This window comes from Marinobacterium sedimentorum (assembly GCF_024267675.1).
Taxonomy (GTDB): domain Bacteria; phylum Pseudomonadota; class Gammaproteobacteria; order Pseudomonadales; family Balneatricaceae; genus Marinobacterium_A; species Marinobacterium_A sedimentorum.
Map to the genome: position 1 here is coordinate 73,043 of NZ_JALDYX010000009.1, position 18,989 is coordinate 92,031.

Below are 18,989 nucleotides of genomic sequence, written 5' to 3' on the forward strand. Positions count from 1 at the left end.
CGATGGCACTGTTGGAAGTCAATAACCTTGAAGTCCGTTTCGGCCTGCGCAGCGGCGAAGTGACGGCCCTGCGGGACATTAATTTCAGCCTGGAGCGGGGCGAACGGCTCGGTGTGGTGGGCGAGTCCGGTGCCGGCAAGTCGGTGCTCGGTTTCTCGATCCTCAACCTGCTGTCCAAACCCGGTTATATCGCCGGCGGCGAGATCCTGTTCGAGGGACAGAACCTTGCCGCGATGTCACCCAAACAGCTGCGCTCGATTCGCGGCAACCGTATCTCGATGATCTTCCAGGATCCGATGATGACGCTCAATCCGGTGCTGACCATCGGCCAGCAGATGGTTGAGTGCCTGCTCGCCCACCGCAGGATCAGCCGCACTGATGCCAGGCGTATTGCGGTGCAGAAGCTCAAGCAGGTGCAGATTCCGTCACCCGAGACGCGTATCGATCAGTACCCGCACGAACTGTCCGGCGGCATGCGCCAGCGCATCGTCATCGCCATCGGCCTGCTGATGGACCCGGACATCATCATTGCCGACGAGCCGACCACGGCGCTCGATGTGACCATTCAGGCCGAAATCATGGATCTGATGCTGGATCTGTGCGAGCGCAACAGCGTGGCGCTGATGCTGATCACCCATGATCTGGGCATAGTGTCCCAGATGACCCGCCAGGCGATGGTGATGTACGCCGGTCGCATCATCGAGCAGGGACCCACCAAGGAAATCATCAATGATGCCCAGCATCCTTACACCCAGGGGCTGATGAACGCGCTGCCGCAGATGGCGCTGCCGGGACAGCGTCTGAACCAGATTCGCGGTTCCATGCCGCCGCTGCAGAATATCCCCACCGGTTGTGCCTTTAATCCGCGCTGCGACTATGTGATGGATGCCTGTCGCCATGAGCTGCCAGGCTTCACCCGTTCCGGTGGCTGCAGGGTTGCCTGCCATATGGTGGCGCAGATGAAACTCGAGGAAGAGGCGGCCGCACGCGCCCTGGAGGTCAACTAAGATGAATGCCCAAGCCAAATCCCTGGTTCAGATCAGGGACCTGTACAAGCGCTTTTCCATCTCCGGCGATTTCCTCGATCAGCTGAAATTTCGCGGCGGCAAGCTCGTGCGCGAACAGCAGCATGTGCACGCGATCAACGGTGTGAACCTCGACGTGCAGCGCGGTGAGGCGCTCTGCGTGGTCGGCGAGTCCGGCTGCGGCAAGTCGACCATCGCCCGTACCGTGATGGGGCTGCTCAAGCCCAGCGCCGGCTCCATCAGCTATGGTGGCGAGCGTATCGATCATCTCAGTGACCGTCAGATACTGCCATACCGGCGCAAGATGCAGATGATCTTCCAGAACCCCTATGCGTCGCTGAATCCGCGCATGACCATCGCCCAGACGCTGGAAGAGCCGGTGCGCTTTCACAACCCCAAGGCGTCGGCCACCGAGGTGCGCGACAAGGTACACGAGGTGATGCAGTCGGTCGGTATAGACCCGAGCTGGGGCAAGCGTTTTTCCCACGAGTTTTCCGGCGGCCAGCGCCAGCGCATCAGCATCGCCCGGGCGCTGGCGGTAGATCCGGAATTCATCGTCGCGGACGAGCCGATCTCGGCCCTCGATGTCTCGATCCAGGCCCAGGTGCTGAACCTGATGATGGACGCCCAGGAAAGCCGCAACCTGACCTATCTGTTCATTACCCACGATCTGTCGGTGGTCGAGCATTTCGGCACCCGGGTGGCCGTCATGTACCTCGGCAGCCTGTGCGAGCTGGCCCCGACCAAGGCGCTGTTCGCAACGCCGCGTCACCCGTATTCCCAGGCGCTGCTGTCGGCGATCCCGCGTCTGGAAGACGGCAGGCCGGCCCATATCCGGTTGCAGGGCGAGGTGTCGACGCCGGTTAACCTGCCGTCGGGCTGCGTGTTCCATGGCCGCTGTCCCCATGCCAACGAGCGCTGCTCGCGGGAAATTCCCACACTGATTGCCACCAGTGAAGGTGGCCAGGTGGCCTGTCACGCGGTGCAAGAGGGCCGGTTCTGAGATGAGCAAACTACATATCAGTGCAAACTTCGACAGCGGCAATATTGACGTTCTAGACGCCAGCCGGGCGGACGATATACAGCTGAAAATCCGCAAGGACAGCGGCTCGGACTTCTACCAGTGGTTCCATTACCGCGTACAGGGCGGCCGCGGCCAGGCACTGCGCATGCGCCTGCTCAACGCCGCCGGTGCCTCCTACCCGGACGGCTGGGACGACTACCGGGCGGTGGCGTCCTACGATCGCAAGCACTGGTTCCGGGTGCCGACCTGCTACAGCGGCGGCGAACTGGTGATCGAACACGAGCCTGAGCAGGACAGCCTCTACTATGCTTATTTCGCGCCCTACAGCTTCGAGCAGCATCTGGACCTGATCGCCTGGGCCGGCCAGTCGGAGCGGGTGCGCATCGAACATCTGGGCACTACCCTGGACGGCCGCGACCTGGATCTGCTGCGCATCGGTACGCCGGCAGCGGGACGCAAAACAATCTGGATCACCGCGCGCCAGCATCCGGGCGAAACCATGGCCCAGTGGTGTGCCCAGGGGCTGATCGAGCGGCTGCTGGACAGGCACGATGCCCAGGCGGGCCGACTGCTGGAGGAGGCGGTTATCTACTTGGTGCCCAACATGAATCCCGATGGAGCGGTGCGCGGTCATCTGCGCACCAATGCGCTGGGCGTGAACCTGAACCGGGAATGGGATTCGCCCAGTCTCGTGCGCAGCCCCGAGGTCTTCCTGGTGCGGGCGCGGATGGAGCAGACCGGGGTCGATCTGCACCTCGACCTGCATGGCGATGAAGGCCTGCCGTGCAACTTCATCGACGGGCAGGATGGCTTGCCCTGGGCCGAGGCGTCGTTGCTGCAACAGGAACTGCAGTTCGAGCAGGACCTGGCGGCGGCCAATGCGGATTTTCAGCTCGAGCGCGGTTATCCGCCCGGCAAGTACGGGCCCGAGTCCATCACCATTGCCAGCAACTGGGTTGGCAAGCGCTTTCAGTGCCCGGCGATGACACTGGAGATGCCGTTCAAGGACTACGATCTGCGGCCAGACCCGCTGCAGGGCTGGTCGCCCGAGCGCTCGGCGCGCCTGGGCGCATCCCTACTGGACCCGCTGCTGGCCTGGCTCGCACGCCAGATCTGAGGAACGCTGGATGGAAGTCAGATGGCTGGATGATTTCATCGCACTGGCAAAGACGCGGCACTTTTCCCGTGCCGCTGACGAGCGCAACGTGACGCAACCGACCCTGAGCCGGCGTATCAAGCTGCTCGAGGACGAGATGGGGGTGACCCTGATCGACCGCAATACCCTGCCGCTGTCGCTGACGCCGGCAGGCGAAGTGTTTCTGGCCGGCGCAGAACAGATAGCCCGCATCGCCCGCGAGACCAAGGCGCGCTGCAACGAGATTCGTGTGCAGGAGAACAACCGGCTGCACTTTGCCACCACCCAGACGCTCTATCTCTGTTTCTACAACGACTGGATACAGCCGTTCTCGACCGAACAGGGCTTCGAGGTCGATCTGAACCTGAAGTCCACCGCCTGGGTCGGCGCCGACTTCGTCAACGCCCTGGCCCAGGGCGAGTGTGACCTGGTGCTCTGCTACTGGCACCCGGCGATCGAGTTCATGGGCGCGCTGGACGACGATCGCTTTGAGCACCTGAGGGTAACCGACGAAGTACTGGTGCCGATCACCGCGCTGGACGATCACCAGCAGCCCATCTATACCCTGCCGGGCAGCCGGCGTGAGCCGCTTCCCTACATCGGTTATCACGAGGGCGCCTTCGCACGGCCGGTGATTCAGCAGTTCATGCAGCAGCAGATGCAGCCGCCGCAGCTGGTGACCATGAACGAGAACGTCCATGCCATCAGCGTCAAGGCCATGGTCAAGGAAGGCTTTGGTCTGGGCTGGGTGCCGCGTCGGCTGATCGATGAGAGCCTGCGTTACGGCCAGTTGGGCCTGGCCGGCGACGAACACTGGCAGATCCCGTTGCAGATCCGCCTCTACCGTCGTCGCCATGATCACAATGCCAACCTCGAAGCGTTCTGGTCGCTGCTGGCCGAGCGCTTCGAGTGCACGCCTCAAGCCTTTCCCTGATTCAGGCCCCAGGGGCCGGAGTAGTATTTATGCACAGACTCTTTGAACACCATATCCAAACGCTCAGGGCACGCTTTGACCGGATACTGGCTGACGCCGGCTTAGACGCGCTGCTGCTCGGGTCCGGCACAGCGCCGCGGCGCTTCCTGGACGATACCCAGTATCCGTTTCGCGCCCATCCGCCTTTTGTACAGTGGCTGCCGCATCTGACCGAGCACCCCGGCAGCTGGCTGCTGCTGCGTCCGGGGCAGATGCCGGTGCTCTATCTGTATTGCCCTGACGACTTCTGGCACCAGACGCCCGAAGCCCCGAACGGTGACTGGACGACAGAGTTCGAAATCGAATGCTTCGCCGATACCGGCGCGTTGAATGCGCTCTTCCAGGGCCTGGGTCGCACGGCGCTGATCGCGGCGACACATCCGGCGTTCGCGCGCGATGACTGGGCGCACAATCCCGCCGAGCTGATGACCCGGCTCGATTTTGAGCGTGCGGCAAAGACCGGCTGGGAACTGCACTGCCTGCGCCGGGCCAACCAGATCGCGGTCCAGGGTCATATCGCCGCCGAGCAGCTGTTTATGGCCGGCGCCAGTGAATACGCTATCCACCAGGGTTACCTGGCCGCCACCGCGCACAACGAGCGGGATCTGCCCTACGACAATATTGTGGCGCTGAACCGCCATGCCGCGGTGCTGCACTACCAGTTCCAGCAGCGTCAGGTGCAGCCAGAGCGACACACGCTGCTGATCGATGCCGGTGCCGCTCACCACGGCTACGCCGCCGATATCACCCGCACCCATGCCGCTGATAAAGAATCCGCCTTCGCGGGCCTGATCTTTGCTCTTGATGAGGCGCAGCGGGCGCTGCTGCCGCAGGTCAGGGCGGGCGTCGATTTCGTCGACCTGCATCTGCAGATGCACAGATCGCTGGCGCAGATCCTGCGCGACAGTGGCCTGGTGAACGCCTCCGTCGAGGCCCAGCTGGAACAGGGCATTACCCGCACCTTCTTCCCCCATGGCCTCGGCCATCTGCTGGGCCTGCAGGTGCACGACGTGGGGGGCTGGCAGCAGGACGCCAGCGGCAGCCTGCGCCAACCGCCGGCGCAGCATCCCTTCCTGCGCCTGACCCGAACGCTGCAGCCGGGCTTCGTCGTCACCATTGAGCCCGGGCTCTATTTTATTCCGTCGCTGCTCGACAGGCTGCGCCAGAGTCATGGCGGCGAGGCCGTGAACTGGGGGCAGGTGGACGCCTTGATGCCGTACGGCGGCATCCGTATCGAGGACAATATCGCCGTGACCGATGAGGGCTGCGAGAACCTGACCCGCGATGCGTTTGCAGCGGCGGGGCGGGAAGGGTTCTAATACCGGTCTTCGAGCAGCCCTCAGGGAGACCGGCGATGACTACAGCACCTGTTACCACTGCATTAGAAACGCTTCAATCAACCTTTGGTCTGGCGGCCTTTCGCGATGGCCAGCAGGCCGCCATCGACAAGCTGCTGCAGGGTGAGTCGGTGCTCACCGTCTTTCCCACCGGTGGCGGCAAGAGCCTGTGTTATCAGCTGCCGGCACTGCTGATCGAGGGTCTGACGCTGGTGGTATCGCCGCTGATCGCGCTGATGCAGGACCAGGTGGCGGCCCTGCACGCCAGGGGGATTGCCGCGGCGCGGCTGGATTCCAGTCGCAGCGGTGACGAGGTGCGCGAGATCTACCGGCAGCTGCGCAGCGGTGAGCTAAAGCTGCTGTACGTGGCGCCGGAGCGGCTGCAGAATTCGCGTTTCCTGGCCCTGTTGCAGGGGCTGCACATCGGGCTGATGGCGGTGGACGAAGCCCACTGCATTTCCGAGTGGGGCCACAACTTTCGCCCCGACTATCTCAAGCTGGCGCAGCTGGCCCGGGATATAGGCGTGCAGCGGGTGCTGGCGCTGACCGCCACCGCCACCCCGTCCGTGGCTGCGGATATCTGCCGCCAGTTCGATATCCCGTCGGCCAACCATATCCACACCGGCTTCTACCGACCCAACCTGGCGCTGGGGGTAACCCCCTGTCGCGGCGACGAGAAACTGCCGCTGCTGCTGCGCGCCTTGCAGGCCGCGCCCGGGGAGGCGAGCATCGTCTACGTTACGCTGCAGCAGCAGGCCGAAACCCTGGCGGTGCAATTGCAAAGCGCCGGCATCCGCGCCCAGGCCTACCACGCCGGCATGAAACCCGAGGTGCGCGAGTCCATCCAGAACGCTTTTATGGCGGGGGAGGTCAGCACCGTGGTGGCGACCATCGCCTTTGGCATGGGCATCGACAAGGCCGATATCCGCGCCGTGTATCACTACAACCTGCCCAAGTCGCTGGAAAACTACATGCAGGAAATCGGCCGCGCCGGGCGCGATGGCGCGGCGTCGCGCTGCGAGCTGTTCGCCTGCCCGGACGATATTCGCGTGCTGGAAAATTTCACCTACGGCGATACGCCGGTGCTGGCGCATCTGGATGCACTGATCGGGCATCTGCTGTCACTTGGCAATGCCTTCGATATTGCGGTGTACGATCTGTCCAACCAGTTCGATATACGTCCGCTGGTGATCAACACGGTGCTCACCTACCTGGAACTCGAAGGCGTGATCGCCGGCACCGGGCCTTTCTACAGCACCTACCAGATCCGCTTCGAGGTGCCCCAGGCGCAGTTGCTGGCCGGTTTCGATGCCGCCCGCGCCGACTTTCTGCAGCGCATGTTCGCCGAGGGCAAGCAGGGGCGGATCTGGCTGACGCTGGATGTTACTCATGCCGCCGAAGCGCTGGGCGAACCGCGCGAACGCCTGCTCAAGGCGCTGCAGTACCTGGAAACACAAGGCAGCATCGGCACTCAGGTGAAGGGCGTGCGCCAGCAGTACCGCAGGCTGCAAACGCCGGAACTGGCGGAGCTTTGCGGGCGCCTGGGCCTGCTCTTTGCAAGGCGTGAAGAACAGAGCCTAGCCCGGCTGCAGCAGGTATTGGACTATGCCGAGGATTCCCATTGCCTGCCGGCCCAGCTGTGTGGCTACTTCGGCGACAACCTGACTGAGCCCTGTGGCCAGTGCAGCAGTTGCCTTGAGCATAGTGCGCGCACCCTGCCGACTCTCGCCGACGCGCCCATGAGCGCGGCGCAGCAACACAGCATCGATTCCCTGATCGCGCAGGGGCAGGAAGCGCTACGTCACCCGCGCCAGCTGGCCCGTTTCCTCTGCGGCCTGTCGAGCCCGGCGACCTTTCGGCTACGCAAGAATCCGGCCTACGGCAGCCTGTCGGGGCATGCCTTCGCGCCGCTACTGGCGTACCTGGAGCAGCGTCTGGGGGACGAAAACTGAAGCGGTGGCTCGACAGGTCTTTGAAACAGTTCAGGCCCGGGCGGGCAGGGTGATGGCAAGGCTGGATCGCAGGAGGAGTTGCCAGAACGGTAGTGTCTGGCATTTCCCGGTTGATTCCCGGTAACGGCACGGAGCGGGCATTGATGAGCTGGGAATAAGTATACAGTCCCCGGAATTCAGGGCTGGAAGCCGTCATTGCCGCGATAAACTACGTAGCTCCGGTGGGCGAGAAGGACATATATATTGAACGCATGGTGGGCAATATCGCCCCCTGTATCAGCAAAAGGGCAGTCTGAGCATGTTTACCCCCAACAGTTTTCGCGAGAATCGCAGCGAGCAGCTACAGGGGCTGATTCAGACTCAGCCGCTGGGCCTGCTGATCACCCATGGAGTGGATGGCCTGCAGACCAGCCTGTTGCCCTTCTTGCTATACCCCGATGAAGGGGTTTGTGGTGTGCTGCGTGCCCATCTGGCCCGGGCGAATCCGCAATGGCGGGCGCTGGATGGCACGGCGGATTGCCTGGTGGTGTTTCAGGGGGAAAATGGCTACGTCACGCCCGACTGGTATCCCAGCAAAGCCGCGACGCAACGGGCGGTACCTACCTGGAATTACATCGCCGTCGAGGCGCGGGGTCCGGCAGCGGCGGTGCAGGACCCGGCCTGGCTACGGCGGCAGCTGGAGGATCTGACCCACCTTCAGGAGGGGCGGCGGCAGCAGCCCTGGTCACTGGATGAGGCCCCGGCCGATTTCATTGCTGCCCAGATGAAGGCCATCGTTGGTATCGAGATTCCAATCACGCACCTGGATGGAAAATGGAAACTGAGCCAGAATCGAAACGCCGCTGACCGCTCAGGAGTTATCCAAGGACTGCGGGATGAGCGCGACCCTCATAGTAACCCTGCGCTGGCCGAGCAGGTGGCGCAGCAACAGGAATAGCCCTGTGCAATCCTGTTGCGTGTATTCCCATGGCGGATGCCTCAGGACGACGTCGTCTGCAGTGGCAGCGGTGCGCCGCACTGGCTGCCGGGCTGCAGGTAGGGTTGCAGTATGGGTGCCATGCCCTTGAGCACCTGTACCGGCAGTGCCGAGGTGAACCTGAAGTCCTTGGCATCAGTGCCCGGCACGAAGGCGGTGAGGGTGCCGAAGTGATTGGGGCCCAGGTAGAACACAAAGGTGGCGGTGCGGTTCAGGACTCTTGAGTTCAGAATCTGGCCGCCGCGCCCGGTCTGCTCGATGCGGTTGTCACCGGTGCCGGTTTTCCCGCCCATCACCAGGGGAGCACCCTGGTTGTCCGTGAAGGTGCCCTGCAGACGCCGCGCGGTGCCGCCCTCGACCACAGTGTTGAGCGCTGCGCGCAGTACCCTGGCGACCTCCGGTTGCATCACCCGCACGCCGCCGCTGGCGCGTTGGCCCAGGCGAGTCTCATAGGGTGTATCGGTGGCAAAGTCGAGCTGCTCGATGCGCAGGCTCGGCAGGCGCAGGCCATCGTTCATGATGATGCCCATGAGTTCCGCCAGCGCTGCCGGGCGATCGCCGGAGCTGCCCAGCGCCGTGGCCAGCGATGGCACCAGGTGCTCGAACGGATAGCCCAGGCGCTGCCAGCGCTCATGGATGTCGAGGAAGGCTTCGACCTCCAGCATGGTGCGGATACGACTGTCGCGGGCGCTTTTGTGACGGGTGCGGAACAGCCAGCGATAGACATCCTGGCGCTGGGTTTCGCTGGCGCTGACGGCGTCGCTGAAGGTGGCGATGGAGTGTTCCAGCCGGTAGCGCAGCAGCCAGAGTTCCAGCGGGTGTACGCGGGCGATATAGCCCTGGTCGGTGAGGTTGAAGGCGCCGGGGCCGTATTTGCCGTAGAGGCCGCTGAGTTCCTTATCGGTCAGTTTTTCACCGGGCAGGCGTTCGCGCAAAAAGGCATCGAAGCTGGCCTGATCGCCATCCGGCATCAGGTAGCGATGCACAGCCGCCAGGCGCACCGGGGTCTGACGCAGGCCGTCGAGAAAGATATCCAGCTGCTCCTGGGGCGTTTTGTTGTTGTATTTACGCCAGAAGCGCAGCAGAAATACCTTGCCTTCCTTGTCGGCGAAGCGACGCAGGTAATCCTCGCGTCGAGGGTCCTGGTCGTCTTTCAGCAGTTCGCCGGTATTGCCCGGTGCCTGATAGATGCTGTAACGCACCAGGTCACGCAACAGGCGCACGAAGGGCAGGTTGAGGGATTCGCGCACGGCATCGCTCACAGTGGCCTGGCGGCCGTTGTCTTCGGCGCGAAAGTTGCTGAAGGTATGAATCCCGCCGCCGGTGAAAAAGCGCTCGAAGGGGCTGGCGGAGTAGCGCCGCTCCATGGCCGCCTGAAGCATGGTTTCAAGATCGGGGTCAAAGCCCCGGGCCAGGTAGTCCCGCACCCAGCGGGTCAGGTAATCGTCCGCGGCAATGTCCACCGCCAGCAGTTCGGTGCGGCTGAGGCCGGCAAAGCGCTGATGCAGTTCGGCGATAACACCCAGATAATGCGCCAGCACCCGCAGCTTGGCGGTGGAGCCGAGCTCAAGTTTGCTGCCCTCGTTGATGTCGAATGGCTGGTCGGTGTTGTCGGTCTGCACCCGCACGCGGTTGCCATCCGAGCTGCGCTCGAACAGGGTGAAACTGTAGCGCACCTGGTCGGTGTTGCTGACAGACAGCAGCCGCTCGCCCAGCAGGCCGGTTTCGGTAGCAAAGTCCGGATCTGCAAGGCGACGCAGGTACTGGCTGACATCACGCTGCAATGGGCCTGACAGGGTGCTGCCGGCATCCAGATCGAGCCGGTCAAGGTCGTAGAGCGGCAGCCCCAGCAGGCTGGAGAGGCGGCTGCGGGCAACATTGATGCCTTTGCTGCTGTCGACCTGATGCTGAATCGGGGTATTGATCCAGTCGCGGAATTCGACCTGCTGTTCCAGTGCGGCATCGCGCAGTGCATCGTTGATCATGCCGCCCCGCGCCAGCAGGCGCACATGGCTATCAGTGAGCTCGGCCAGATCCGCGCGGCCACGGTTGAGATAATAGGAGGGTCTGCGCTGGGCGATCAGCAGCGACAGTACCTGGCGCAGCGCCTGGCCACGGGCCGCCAGGGTGGCGGCATCGGCCGGCTGGGCATCGTTGGCGGCGCCAAGCAACTGGTTCAGCTGGTCGAAGTCGGCGCTGAACCAGACCTTCAGACCCGCCGCCAGTCCATGGACTTCACCGTGACCCGGTGCTGCGGCCAGAGGCACGGTGTTCAGATAATCGCGCACCACCCGCTGGCGCCACTCCAGTGTATCGGGCCCCTGCTGATAGGCGCGCACGCTGGCTGAAAACATCTGCCGCAGCTTTTCATCGGGCGAGTCGGTCAGGCCCCTGGGGGAGTGGCGGTATTTTTCCAGCTGGGTCGCAAGGGTACTGCCGCCCGCTGAGTCACTGGCCAGGTCGAGGCGCTTGCCCAGCTGCGACAGCGCGGCCTTGACGAAGCGCGGCCAGTCCACGGCAGGGTTGGCGCGGGGCTGCGCCGGATCCAGCAGGTCACGGTTCTCGATAAACAGCAGACTCTGCACCACCAGCGGGGGGATCACGGAAAAGCTCGAATAATACTGTTGCGGGTAGGCAAAGTTGTACAGCGGCTCCTTGCGACAGTCATAGATGGCCAGACCCGCCTGGGATTTTTCCGGGAAGGGTACCGGCAGGCCGCGCTGGCCGTAACTGAGCAGTGGCTCGGAAAAGCGCGCCTGTTGCAGAATATCAAAGTTCTGGCCCTGGGCACGCCCAAGCAATGCGGGCAGGCGGGCATACCCCAGGCGCAGATCGAATGGGCCGTGCAAGGGATAGAGGATGGCGTCGCTGGGGCCGGGCTGCAGCGTATATTGCAGTGTCTGGGCGTACCGGCTTAACTCCCGGGATTGCAGTTCAGCGGTGCGGATCTCGTGGGTCGCCAGCAGGCCGGCCACCGCAGCGATGGTGACCAGCGGGGAAACCCAGAACAGCAATATTGATCGCCAGCGATGGGGCTTGCGCTTGGCCAGTATCACGGGGCTAATCCCCTTTTTCGCGCTGGCAGTCCCGCCTACATCAGATTGCAAATACGCCCCCATTCAAGTGATCCTGATTCATACATGATGACTACCAGTGTCAGTATAGACATCACTGACGTGCTCCATGTCTCGCGGCGGGCCTGCCGGACCCTGATGTCGGCGGTAAAAACGATTCCCAGGAACGAATGCATCGGGCGGGTACTGGCTATTATCAATAGCACTGGCTGACGCCTGTCCGCCAGTGCCTGACCAGAAATAATTGTGCGCTGCAGCCAGACCTGCAAGTTTTTAGACATTTTGCGTTGCACCAGAGACATGCTGGCGCTGGACGCGGATATACCATTGCGGCGCGGTTCGGGAGCATGTCCGGCGGAGTCAACTTTATGACCGATGCCGTTATGGTGCTCGGCGCTCAGGCTTCCATAATGCATCTGCTGTACACCTTAACCCACCCTGGGATCGAGCCATGAATACAAAAATAATCAGCCCTTGTGCCGGCGCCTATCAATATCCGTTACTGATCAAGAGTTTGCTGCTGTCGGGACGACGCTATGCGCCGGATCGCGAGATTGTGCATGGCGACAGGCGTTACAACTATCAGGAACTCAATGCGCGCATCTGTCGCCTGGCCAATGTGCTGACCGCCGCCGGGATCAGTGCCGGGGATACCGTGGCGGTGATGGACTGGGACAGCCATCGCTATCTGGAGGCCTATTTTGCCGTGCCCATGATCGGCGCAGTGCTGCATCACGTGAATGTGCGCCTGAGCAGCGATCAGATCGGTTACACCATGCGCCATGCTGAGGACAACCTGGTTCTTGTCCATGATGACTTCCTGCCGCTGGTCGAGGTGCTGGCACCGACGCTTCCCAGCGTGCGCGGCTACATTCAATTGACGGATGCAGGCTCTGCAGCAGACACCGGACTTGAGCCGCTGGGCGAATATGAGGCGCTGCTGGCCGGCGCCGATTCCGCATACGATTTCCCCGATTTCGATGAAAACTCGGTGGCCACCACCTTCTACACCACGGGTACCACCGGAAACCCCAAGGGCGTCTTTTTCAGCCACCGGCAGCTGGTGCTGCACACGCTGAACATGGCAACGACGCTGGCGGCCCATGAGGGCCTGCCGCTGCTGCGCTCGGAAGATGTCTATATGCCGATGACGCCGATGTTTCACGTCCATGCCTGGGGCGTGCCTTATGTCGCCACCCTGATCGGCGCCAAGCAGGTCTATCCCGGTCGCTATGATCCGAACCGGCTGGTGCGGCTGTTTCGGGAAGAGGGCGTTACCTTTTCCCACGGCGTACCGACCGTGCTGCAGATGATCCTGAACTGCGACGAGGCCAGGACAACCGACTTGCGTGGCTGGAAGCTGCTCACAGGCGGCGCCGCCCCGACCGAGGGCATGGTCAGGCAAATGGCCGAGCGCGGCATCCTGTTCTACACCGGCTACGGCCTGTCAGAGACCTGTCCGCTGCTGAGCACCACCTATCTGGGTCCGGATCAGACGGCATTGCCGATGGAGGAGCAGATCCCGCTGCGCATGAAGACCGGCGTTCCGGTGGGGCTGGTGGACCTGCGCCTGCTGGATACTGAAGGCCGGCAGGTGCCCTGCGACGGCGTCAGTGTGGGTGAGGTTGTGGTACGTGCCCCCTGGCTCACCCAGGGCTACTACCTGGATGAGGACAAGGGTGCCGAGCTCTGGGATGGCGGCTGGCTGCACACCGGCGATGTGGCCTCAATGGATCCTTGTGGGGTGTTGCAGATCCGGGATCGCATCAAGGATGTGATCAAGACTGGCGGGGAGTGGATTTCGTCGCTGCTGCTGGAAAGCCTGATCAGCAAGCATCCGGCTGTCGCCGAGGTCGCAGTAGTGGGCGTACCGGATGCACGCTGGGACGAGCGCCCGCTGGCGCTGGTGGTTCCGGTTTCCGGCACGCAGCTTGAGCCCGCCAGCGTGCAGCGGCATCTGGCCCAGTTTGTCGAATCCGGGGCGATCAACAAATGGGCGGTGCCCGAACAGATCCGTATCGTTGACGAGATTCCCAAGACCAGCGTCGGCAAGGTCAACAAGAAGCAGATTCGCGAGCAGCTGCCAGACGCCTGAAACGACTGTGCTGGCGGCTGTTCAGGCAGGTCCGAAGCTGCGCAGAGGATAGCGGCGAAGCCCATGTTTTTTATGCTATTCTTGCCGCCGAAATTTTGCGGATCAAGGCCACAAGCCCTCCGCATCCGTAGCCAGTGACGGCGGCGCCGGCAAGTCCGGTGCCCGTCGTCTTTGTGTGCGCAATTCAAATGGCTGCAGCCTATCGGTTCTGGCCCGACACACCGGCGTTATCCCGCCAGGTGCGTTGCAGATTCAGGAGACGTTTGATGTCCAGGGTTGATTCGGTTTCGAGCTCTGATGCCGCCAGCAGCGCTGCGGTGACGCACCCCCAGTGGTCCTCCAGGCTGGCCTTTATTCTTGCCGCCACGGGCTCCGCCGTCGGGTTGGGCAATATCTGGAAATTCCCCTATATCACCGGTGAGAACGGCGGCGGCGCCTTTGTGCTGGTGTACCTGCTTTGTATCCTGGTCGTGGGTCTGCCGATTCTGGCCGCCGAAATTCTGCTGGGGCGGCGCAGTGGCTGCAGCCCCATTCAGGGCATGGCGCAACTGGCCAGGCGAGATGGCGTATCGGCGCGCTGGGGCTGGATGGCCTGGATCGGCTTCGTGGCGGCCTTTGTGCTGTTGTCGTTTTATTCCGTTGTGGGCGGCTGGTCCCTGGCCTATGTCGGCCTTGCCGCCGAAGGGGCGTTCAGCGGTGCCGACGCCGCCACCATCGGCGGGATCTTTGGCCAGTTGCTGGAAGACCCCGCATCGCTGCTGCTGTGGCACAGCCTGTTTATGTTGCTGGTGGTGCTGATTGCCGGTAGCGGTGTCCGCGCCGGTATGGAGCGCAGTATCAAGCTGCTGATGCCGCTGCTGTTCGTGTTGCTGCTGGTGCTGGTGGGTTACGCGGCGCTGCGCGGCAACTTTGCCCAGGCGCTGGGTTTCCTGTTTACACCGGACTTCAGCAAGCTGACCACCGAAGGCGTTCTGACCGCGCTGGGGCATGCCTTCTTTACCTTGAGCACCGGTATCTGCGTGATGATGGCCTATGGCTCTTACCTGCCCAAAGACGTCAATATCGCCCGTACCGTGGTCTCCATCGGCCTGCTGGATACGCTGGTGGCTTTGCTGGCGGGGCTGGCGATCTTCCCGCTGGTGTTCGCCAACGGTCTTGAACCGGGCGCGGGCCCTGGGCTGATTTTCGTGACCCTGCCGCTGGCCTTTGGGCAGATGACCGGCGGGGTGGTGTTTGGCACCCTCTTCTTTGTACTGCTGCTGGTGGCCGCGGTGACCTCGGCCATTTCCATGATTGAGCCGGTGGTTGAATGGCTGGAAGACAGGGGTATTGGCCGCATGCTGGGGGCGCTTGTGTCCGGTGCCATGATCTGGCTGCTGGGCCTCTGTACGGTGCTGTCCTTCAATATCTGGGCGCAATTTCATCCGCTGGACTTCCTCGCCCGCTTTGAGGGCAAGACGCTGTTCGACCTGTTCGATTTCCTGGTGTCGAATCTGGCGTTGCCGCTGGGGGGGCTGGCGATTGCAGTTTACGCCGGCTGGGCCATGAAGCCGCAAACGCTGCGCGAGGGGATCGGGCTGGGGGAAGGCATCAGTTTCCGGGTATTTCATTTCGTGCTGCGTTTTTTGAGCCCCGCGGCGGTGCTGGTGGTGTTTGTCTACAACCTTGGCTGAGCATGGCGGGCGCGCTTTTGCGGGGGATATAAAACTGCTAGGGTGACCTTCTTTTGGCGCTGAACAGGTTGAACCGCGACTATGAGTCGTTCGCAAGAGTTTGATATTCCGGATCTGGGGCCTGCACGGGACGGTGGTCGACAGGACGCCGCCCCTGGGCGCGGTCATGCCGAGCCGCCACCTCGCCGCGCGGCTCCGGTACCGCCGCCACCGGCAAAGGGCGGCAATCTGTTGCACAGCCTGGTGCTGGTACTGCTGACCGCAGCCGCCAGCGGCCTGGGCTACTGGGGCTACGGCCTGCAGCAGCAGCTGGAAGACAGCCTGGAGCAACAGGCGCAGGCGGCACAGCGACTGACTGATCTGGAGCAACTGCTTGAGGTCACCAGTGACAGCGCCAGCCAGTCGGGCCAGACGCTCAGCGGCCGGCTGGAACAGCAGGGCAAAACGGCGGCCGAGAAATATCAGCATTTCGATTCCGAAATCGCCAAGCTCTGGACCATCGCCTATCAGAGCAACAAGCCCAAGCTTGAAGCGCAGGAAAAACTGCTGGCTAGCCAAACGGAATTACAGACACAGCAGGGCAAGCAACTTGAGGTGCAGGCGGCGCAACTGGCTCAGCTTTTGCCACTGGCGGAGCAGCTCAAGGCCCAGGCCTCCCAACAGCAGTCTCAGGCCGCACAGCTGCAGTCCCAGGCGACTGAGGTCAAATCCCTGCAGGCGGCAATTGCGGCCAGCGACAAGGCGCGTGCTGCACTCGAAAAGCAGCTGCTAGCACTGGCGGGGCTGGAAAAGGGGCAGGCCAGTCTCAAGGGCGATCTGGATAAAACCGTGCAGGAACTCAAGCGCTCCCTCGCGACCCTGGAAACCCAGGTGCGCATCAGCGAAGAGGTGCAAACGGAGAAGGTGGTTGCCCAGCAGCAGGCGTTGCGCAAGCTGAGTGACAAGCTGGCGATGCTGGAAGCCAGTGCCGGCAATACCGATGTGAGCCGTCGAGTGCATGTCAACGAGCAGGCGATTCAGGCCATAGACGGCAGTCGGCGGCAGCTGAATCAGGAGTTGCTGCAACTGCGTCAGCAGCTTAACAATTTGCAGTTGCGGCTGCAGTAAGTGTTTGATTCGACTCAGCCGCGCATTTGCAGCAGTTGAGCCTCTGCCCCACGGGCGGCGGGCTCTGCTGTACGAATGCTGAATCAGGCATTGCGTCGCCGGCGCCGGCAAGGCAGAATGACCCGTCTATCTATAAGGCTAATAGCTCCTAGTGAAGAAATTACGTGCATTTTTTGCACTCAAGCTGAACGATCAGATGGTGCGTAGATTGTCTGATCATGCTGATACCCTGTGCGCCTACGACCGCCACATGGAAGTGAACTGGGTCGATTCCGAAAGTTATCACCTGACGCTCTGTTTTCTGGGCGATATCGGGATTTCCCAGGTCGATACGCTTGAGCGCCTGACCCGCGAACAGCTGGCGCAGGTAGATCCTTTCCATGTCCGTCTCAATGCCGTCGACTACTATCCGGTCAGTCGCAGGCTTGCGCTGGTCGCTGCACTGAGCGAGGGCAGTGAAGAGCTGCAGGCCCTGCATCAGCAGATGGTGCAGGTGGCTGTCGCGGCGGGTCTTGACTATGACGACACCGACTTCAAGCCCCACGTGACCCTCGGACGCCTGCCGGCGGACAACACCTTTGAGCCGCCCGCCGCCTGGCCCGAGATGGACCTGCAAAGCCCGGCCTCATCCGTGGTGCTCTATCTGAGCAAGTCCGGTGAGCGTGGTCAGCACTATACCCCGCTGTTCGAAGTGCCGCTGCACTACGCCATGCCGCGCGTTCGTTCCGCCTGAGTTCCCCCAGTTGATTCCTGATTCCAGTCTGGGCGTGGCGCGGGCTGGAGCTATGGCGAGCGCCTGTGCCTCGCATCTGTGATCCCTGTTCCTCGCGCTTGACGGCGCACCTGGCCCGGTTTTTCAGGGTGCCCCTGGCAAGCCTGAGTCCCGCGTTCCGCGCTCTTTTCTGCTGCCTCGCCGGTGTAGACAAAACCCGTATCGGTGCAGGATTGGCCGCGCCCTCGTTGATGCCGTGGCAGGAATCGATCCCTGTTCCCACCCTTGTCAGCGATCCCGGCTTGGCCTTGAACTCAAGCTCGGACTAATCATGATATTTATTCATAATCATATTAATCCGCGTCTATGTCTCGTAGGCTGGATTGAACCTTGCGGCCTGTCGGGCTTAACACTGATCTACTGCGGCTAAGCCCCGCAGGCTGCTTGAATTGCCCCTGTGGTGTGAAAACAGAGCGGACGCCGTTCTTCTTGCCGCTGTCTGCAACTGTGTTGGCGTGCAGGGCCTGGGGCACAGAATTTGATCAAGGGTTTTCGAAGTGGTCATACCGTTTTGCGAAGCGGATGAGTTGCCGGTCAGGCCCTCAAGCAACGGGAGACACAAGGATGAACGATATCAGTGGCCGTTATTTTGATGATGCTGAATATGAACGACGTCGTCGCCAGGTCCGGGACGGAATGTCCAGTCGCGGGCTGGATGCCTGCCTGATCGCAAGCCCGGAAAATATTTACTACCTCACCGGGCTTGATCACCAGGGGTATTTTGCCTGCCAGCTGCTGATCCTGCCGGCCAGTGGTCAGCCGGTTCTGATCACCCGGGCGATGGAGAAGGCCACCGTGCGCGACCAGGCACCGGATGTGCTGCATGTCGGCTATACCGATGGCACCGAGCCGCCGCCGGGTGACAGCACCGCCGATGAGCTGATCGACAAGACCTGGTTGCTGACCATGGGGACGCCGACACGGGAGCCAAGGCGCCGGCCCTACCTGATGCCCAGTGCAGCGGTGCGCGAAACGGTGCGGGCGCTCTGTGATGCGGGGCTTTCGAAAGCGGTGATCGGCATCGATATGAACAGCACCTTCCTGCCCTACTCGATTGCCGAAGGGATCATGAATGGTGTGCCAGATGCCGACTGGCAGCAACTCGAGAGTCTGGTCGACGATGTCCGCATCGTACAGTCGCCGGCGGAACTGGAGCTTACGCGTCAGGCCGCCGCTATTTCGGACTCCATGATACTGTCGGCCATTGCCGCGGCCGGCCCAGGCGTCAATGCCCGCGAGGTCATGGCGGCGATCTATGACGCCATGTTCAGGCGCGGCGGTACTTATCCAGGCTTCGTGCCGCTGGTGCGTTCGACCCGTAACCTGGCCCACGAGCACGGCACCTGGGAGGATATGACTCTGGTGTCGGGTGACCTGCTGTTTCTCGAAATGGCCGGCTGTGCGCGACGCTACCATGCGCCGGTCGGTCGCTTTGTCTTTATCGGCGAAGCACCGGCGCAGGCACAGAAAGTCAATGCTGTCTGCCAGGAGGCAATGATGGCGGCCGCCGATATTATAAGGCCCGGCGCCCTGGCCGGTGATGTCTACGAAGCCTGGCAGGCGGTGCTCGATCGCCATGACCTGTCGCACTATTCACGCCATCACTGTGGTTACTCTATTGGTATCGGCTACCCGCCGAGCTGGTCCGGCAGCGGTGTGCCTGTCGGGCTGCGGCGCAATTCTCAGATGCGCCTGCGCGAAGGCATGACCTTCCACCTGATGAGCTGGCTGCTGAATTCCGGCATCGGCGATGCTTTTCTGTCCGATACGGTGGAGGTGACCGCTGACGGCTGCACCTTCCTCACGCTGGCGAATCGGGACGTGCTGGTTCGATAACAGCCATGCA

At 62.4% G+C, this 18,989-nt stretch carries 14 protein-coding genes; 12 read left to right on the forward strand and 2 right to left on the reverse strand.

Translation table 11 applies throughout. The features are described from left to right. Nucleotides 1–2: 2 nt before the first annotated feature. The 7 genes from MRS74_RS10235 to MRS74_RS10265 all read left to right on the forward strand — a co-directional run bounded on the left by MRS74_RS10235 (nucleotide 3) and on the right by MRS74_RS10265 (nucleotide 8,383). Complete coding sequence (locus MRS74_RS10235; RefSeq protein ID WP_254580187.1) at nucleotides 3–1,007, forward strand: ABC transporter ATP-binding protein; 1,005 nt, start codon at nucleotides 3–5, stop codon at nucleotides 1,005–1,007. Between the two features lies 1 nt (nucleotide 1,008). Beyond that, on the forward strand, nucleotides 1,009–2,028 hold the full coding sequence (locus tag MRS74_RS10240) for an ABC transporter ATP-binding protein (RefSeq protein ID WP_254580188.1): 1,020 nt from the start codon (nucleotides 1,009–1,011) through the stop codon (nucleotides 2,026–2,028). A gap of 1 nt (nucleotide 2,029) precedes the next feature. Then, nucleotides 2,030–3,166, forward strand: a complete 1,137-nt coding sequence (locus MRS74_RS10245; RefSeq protein WP_254580189.1) for a M14 family metallopeptidase — start codon at nucleotides 2,030–2,032, stop codon at nucleotides 3,164–3,166. Nucleotides 3,167–3,176: 10 nt separating this feature from the next. Continuing rightward, nucleotides 3,177–4,118 (forward strand): LysR family transcriptional regulator, encoded by a 942-nt coding sequence (locus MRS74_RS10250; RefSeq protein ID WP_254580190.1) that lies wholly within the window; start codon nucleotides 3,177–3,179, stop codon nucleotides 4,116–4,118. Between the two features lie 29 nt (nucleotides 4,119–4,147). Beyond that, entirely contained in the window at nucleotides 4,148–5,476 is a 1,329-nt protein-coding gene (gene pepQ, locus MRS74_RS10255) for a Xaa-Pro dipeptidase (RefSeq protein ID WP_254580191.1), read from the forward strand. Between the two features lie 35 nt (nucleotides 5,477–5,511). After that, nucleotides 5,512–7,446, forward strand: a complete 1,935-nt coding sequence (locus tag MRS74_RS10260) for a RecQ family ATP-dependent DNA helicase (RefSeq protein ID WP_254580192.1) — start codon at nucleotides 5,512–5,514, stop codon at nucleotides 7,444–7,446. 298 nt (nucleotides 7,447–7,744) lie between these two features. Next, nucleotides 7,745–8,383, forward strand: coding sequence for an FMN-binding negative transcriptional regulator (locus MRS74_RS10265; protein WP_254580193.1), 639 nt, complete (start codon nucleotides 7,745–7,747; stop codon nucleotides 8,381–8,383). A gap of 41 nt (nucleotides 8,384–8,424) precedes the next feature. Here the strand turns inward: MRS74_RS10265 and MRS74_RS10270 are convergent, their stop codons facing one another. Beyond that, entirely contained in the window at nucleotides 8,425–11,478 is a 3,054-nt protein-coding gene (locus MRS74_RS10270) for a transglycosylase domain-containing protein (RefSeq protein ID WP_254580194.1), read from the reverse strand. Nucleotides 11,479–11,513: 35 nt separating this feature from the next. Beyond that, on the reverse strand, nucleotides 11,514–11,912 hold the full coding sequence (locus MRS74_RS10275) for a hypothetical protein (RefSeq protein WP_254580195.1): 399 nt from the start codon (nucleotides 11,910–11,912) through the stop codon (nucleotides 11,514–11,516). Nucleotides 11,913–11,947: 35 nt separating this feature from the next. Between MRS74_RS10275 and MRS74_RS10280 the strand changes: the two genes are divergently transcribed. From MRS74_RS10280 to MRS74_RS10300, 5 genes are all read left to right on the forward strand, one after another. Beyond that, nucleotides 11,948–13,591: a fatty acid--CoA ligase gene (locus MRS74_RS10280; protein WP_254580196.1), complete on the forward strand. Its 1,644-nt coding sequence runs from the start codon at nucleotides 11,948–11,950 to the stop codon at nucleotides 13,589–13,591. Nucleotides 13,592–13,857: 266 nt separating this feature from the next. Further along, nucleotides 13,858–15,264, forward strand: a complete 1,407-nt coding sequence (locus MRS74_RS10285; RefSeq protein WP_254580197.1) for a sodium-dependent transporter — start codon at nucleotides 13,858–13,860, stop codon at nucleotides 15,262–15,264. A gap of 81 nt (nucleotides 15,265–15,345) precedes the next feature. After that, the gene (locus tag MRS74_RS10290) at nucleotides 15,346–16,371 is read left to right on the forward strand and encodes a coiled-coil domain-containing protein (protein WP_254580198.1); all 1,026 of its coding nucleotides are present in this window, start codon (nucleotides 15,346–15,348) and stop codon (nucleotides 16,369–16,371) included. A 151-nt stretch (nucleotides 16,372–16,522) separates the two neighbouring features. After that, nucleotides 16,523–17,104 (forward strand): RNA 2',3'-cyclic phosphodiesterase, encoded by a 582-nt coding sequence (gene thpR / locus MRS74_RS10295; protein WP_254580199.1) that lies wholly within the window; start codon nucleotides 16,523–16,525, stop codon nucleotides 17,102–17,104. Between the two features lie 603 nt (nucleotides 17,105–17,707). Continuing rightward, nucleotides 17,708–18,979 (forward strand): M24 family metallopeptidase, encoded by a 1,272-nt coding sequence (locus tag MRS74_RS10300; RefSeq protein WP_254580200.1) that lies wholly within the window; start codon nucleotides 17,708–17,710, stop codon nucleotides 18,977–18,979. Nucleotides 18,980–18,989: the final 10 nt, after the last annotated feature.

Bases quoted from the DNA above. Each gene is read 5' to 3' on its own strand.
- MRS74_RS10235 (WP_254580187.1), top strand. From the start codon at position 3: ATGGCACTGTTGGAAGTCAATAACCTTGAAGTCCGTTTCGGCCTGCGC.
- MRS74_RS10240 (WP_254580188.1), top strand. From the start codon at position 1,009: ATGAATGCCCAAGCCAAATCCCTGGTTCAGATCAGGGACCTGTACAAG.
- MRS74_RS10245 (WP_254580189.1), top strand. From the start codon at position 2,030: ATGAGCAAACTACATATCAGTGCAAACTTCGACAGCGGCAATATTGAC.
- MRS74_RS10250 (WP_254580190.1), top strand. From the start codon at position 3,177: ATGGAAGTCAGATGGCTGGATGATTTCATCGCACTGGCAAAGACGCGG.
- pepQ (WP_254580191.1), top strand. From the start codon at position 4,148: ATGCACAGACTCTTTGAACACCATATCCAAACGCTCAGGGCACGCTTT.
- MRS74_RS10260 (WP_254580192.1), top strand. From the start codon at position 5,512: ATGACTACAGCACCTGTTACCACTGCATTAGAAACGCTTCAATCAACC.
- MRS74_RS10265 (WP_254580193.1), top strand. From the start codon at position 7,745: ATGTTTACCCCCAACAGTTTTCGCGAGAATCGCAGCGAGCAGCTACAG.
- MRS74_RS10275 (WP_254580195.1), bottom strand. From the start codon at position 11,912: ATGCATTATGGAAGCCTGAGCGCCGAGCACCATAACGGCATCGGTCAT.
- MRS74_RS10280 (WP_254580196.1), top strand. From the start codon at position 11,948: ATGAATACAAAAATAATCAGCCCTTGTGCCGGCGCCTATCAATATCCG.
- MRS74_RS10285 (WP_254580197.1), top strand. From the start codon at position 13,858: ATGTCCAGGGTTGATTCGGTTTCGAGCTCTGATGCCGCCAGCAGCGCT.
- MRS74_RS10290 (WP_254580198.1), top strand. From the start codon at position 15,346: ATGAGTCGTTCGCAAGAGTTTGATATTCCGGATCTGGGGCCTGCACGG.
- MRS74_RS10300 (WP_254580200.1), top strand. From the start codon at position 17,708: ATGAACGATATCAGTGGCCGTTATTTTGATGATGCTGAATATGAACGA.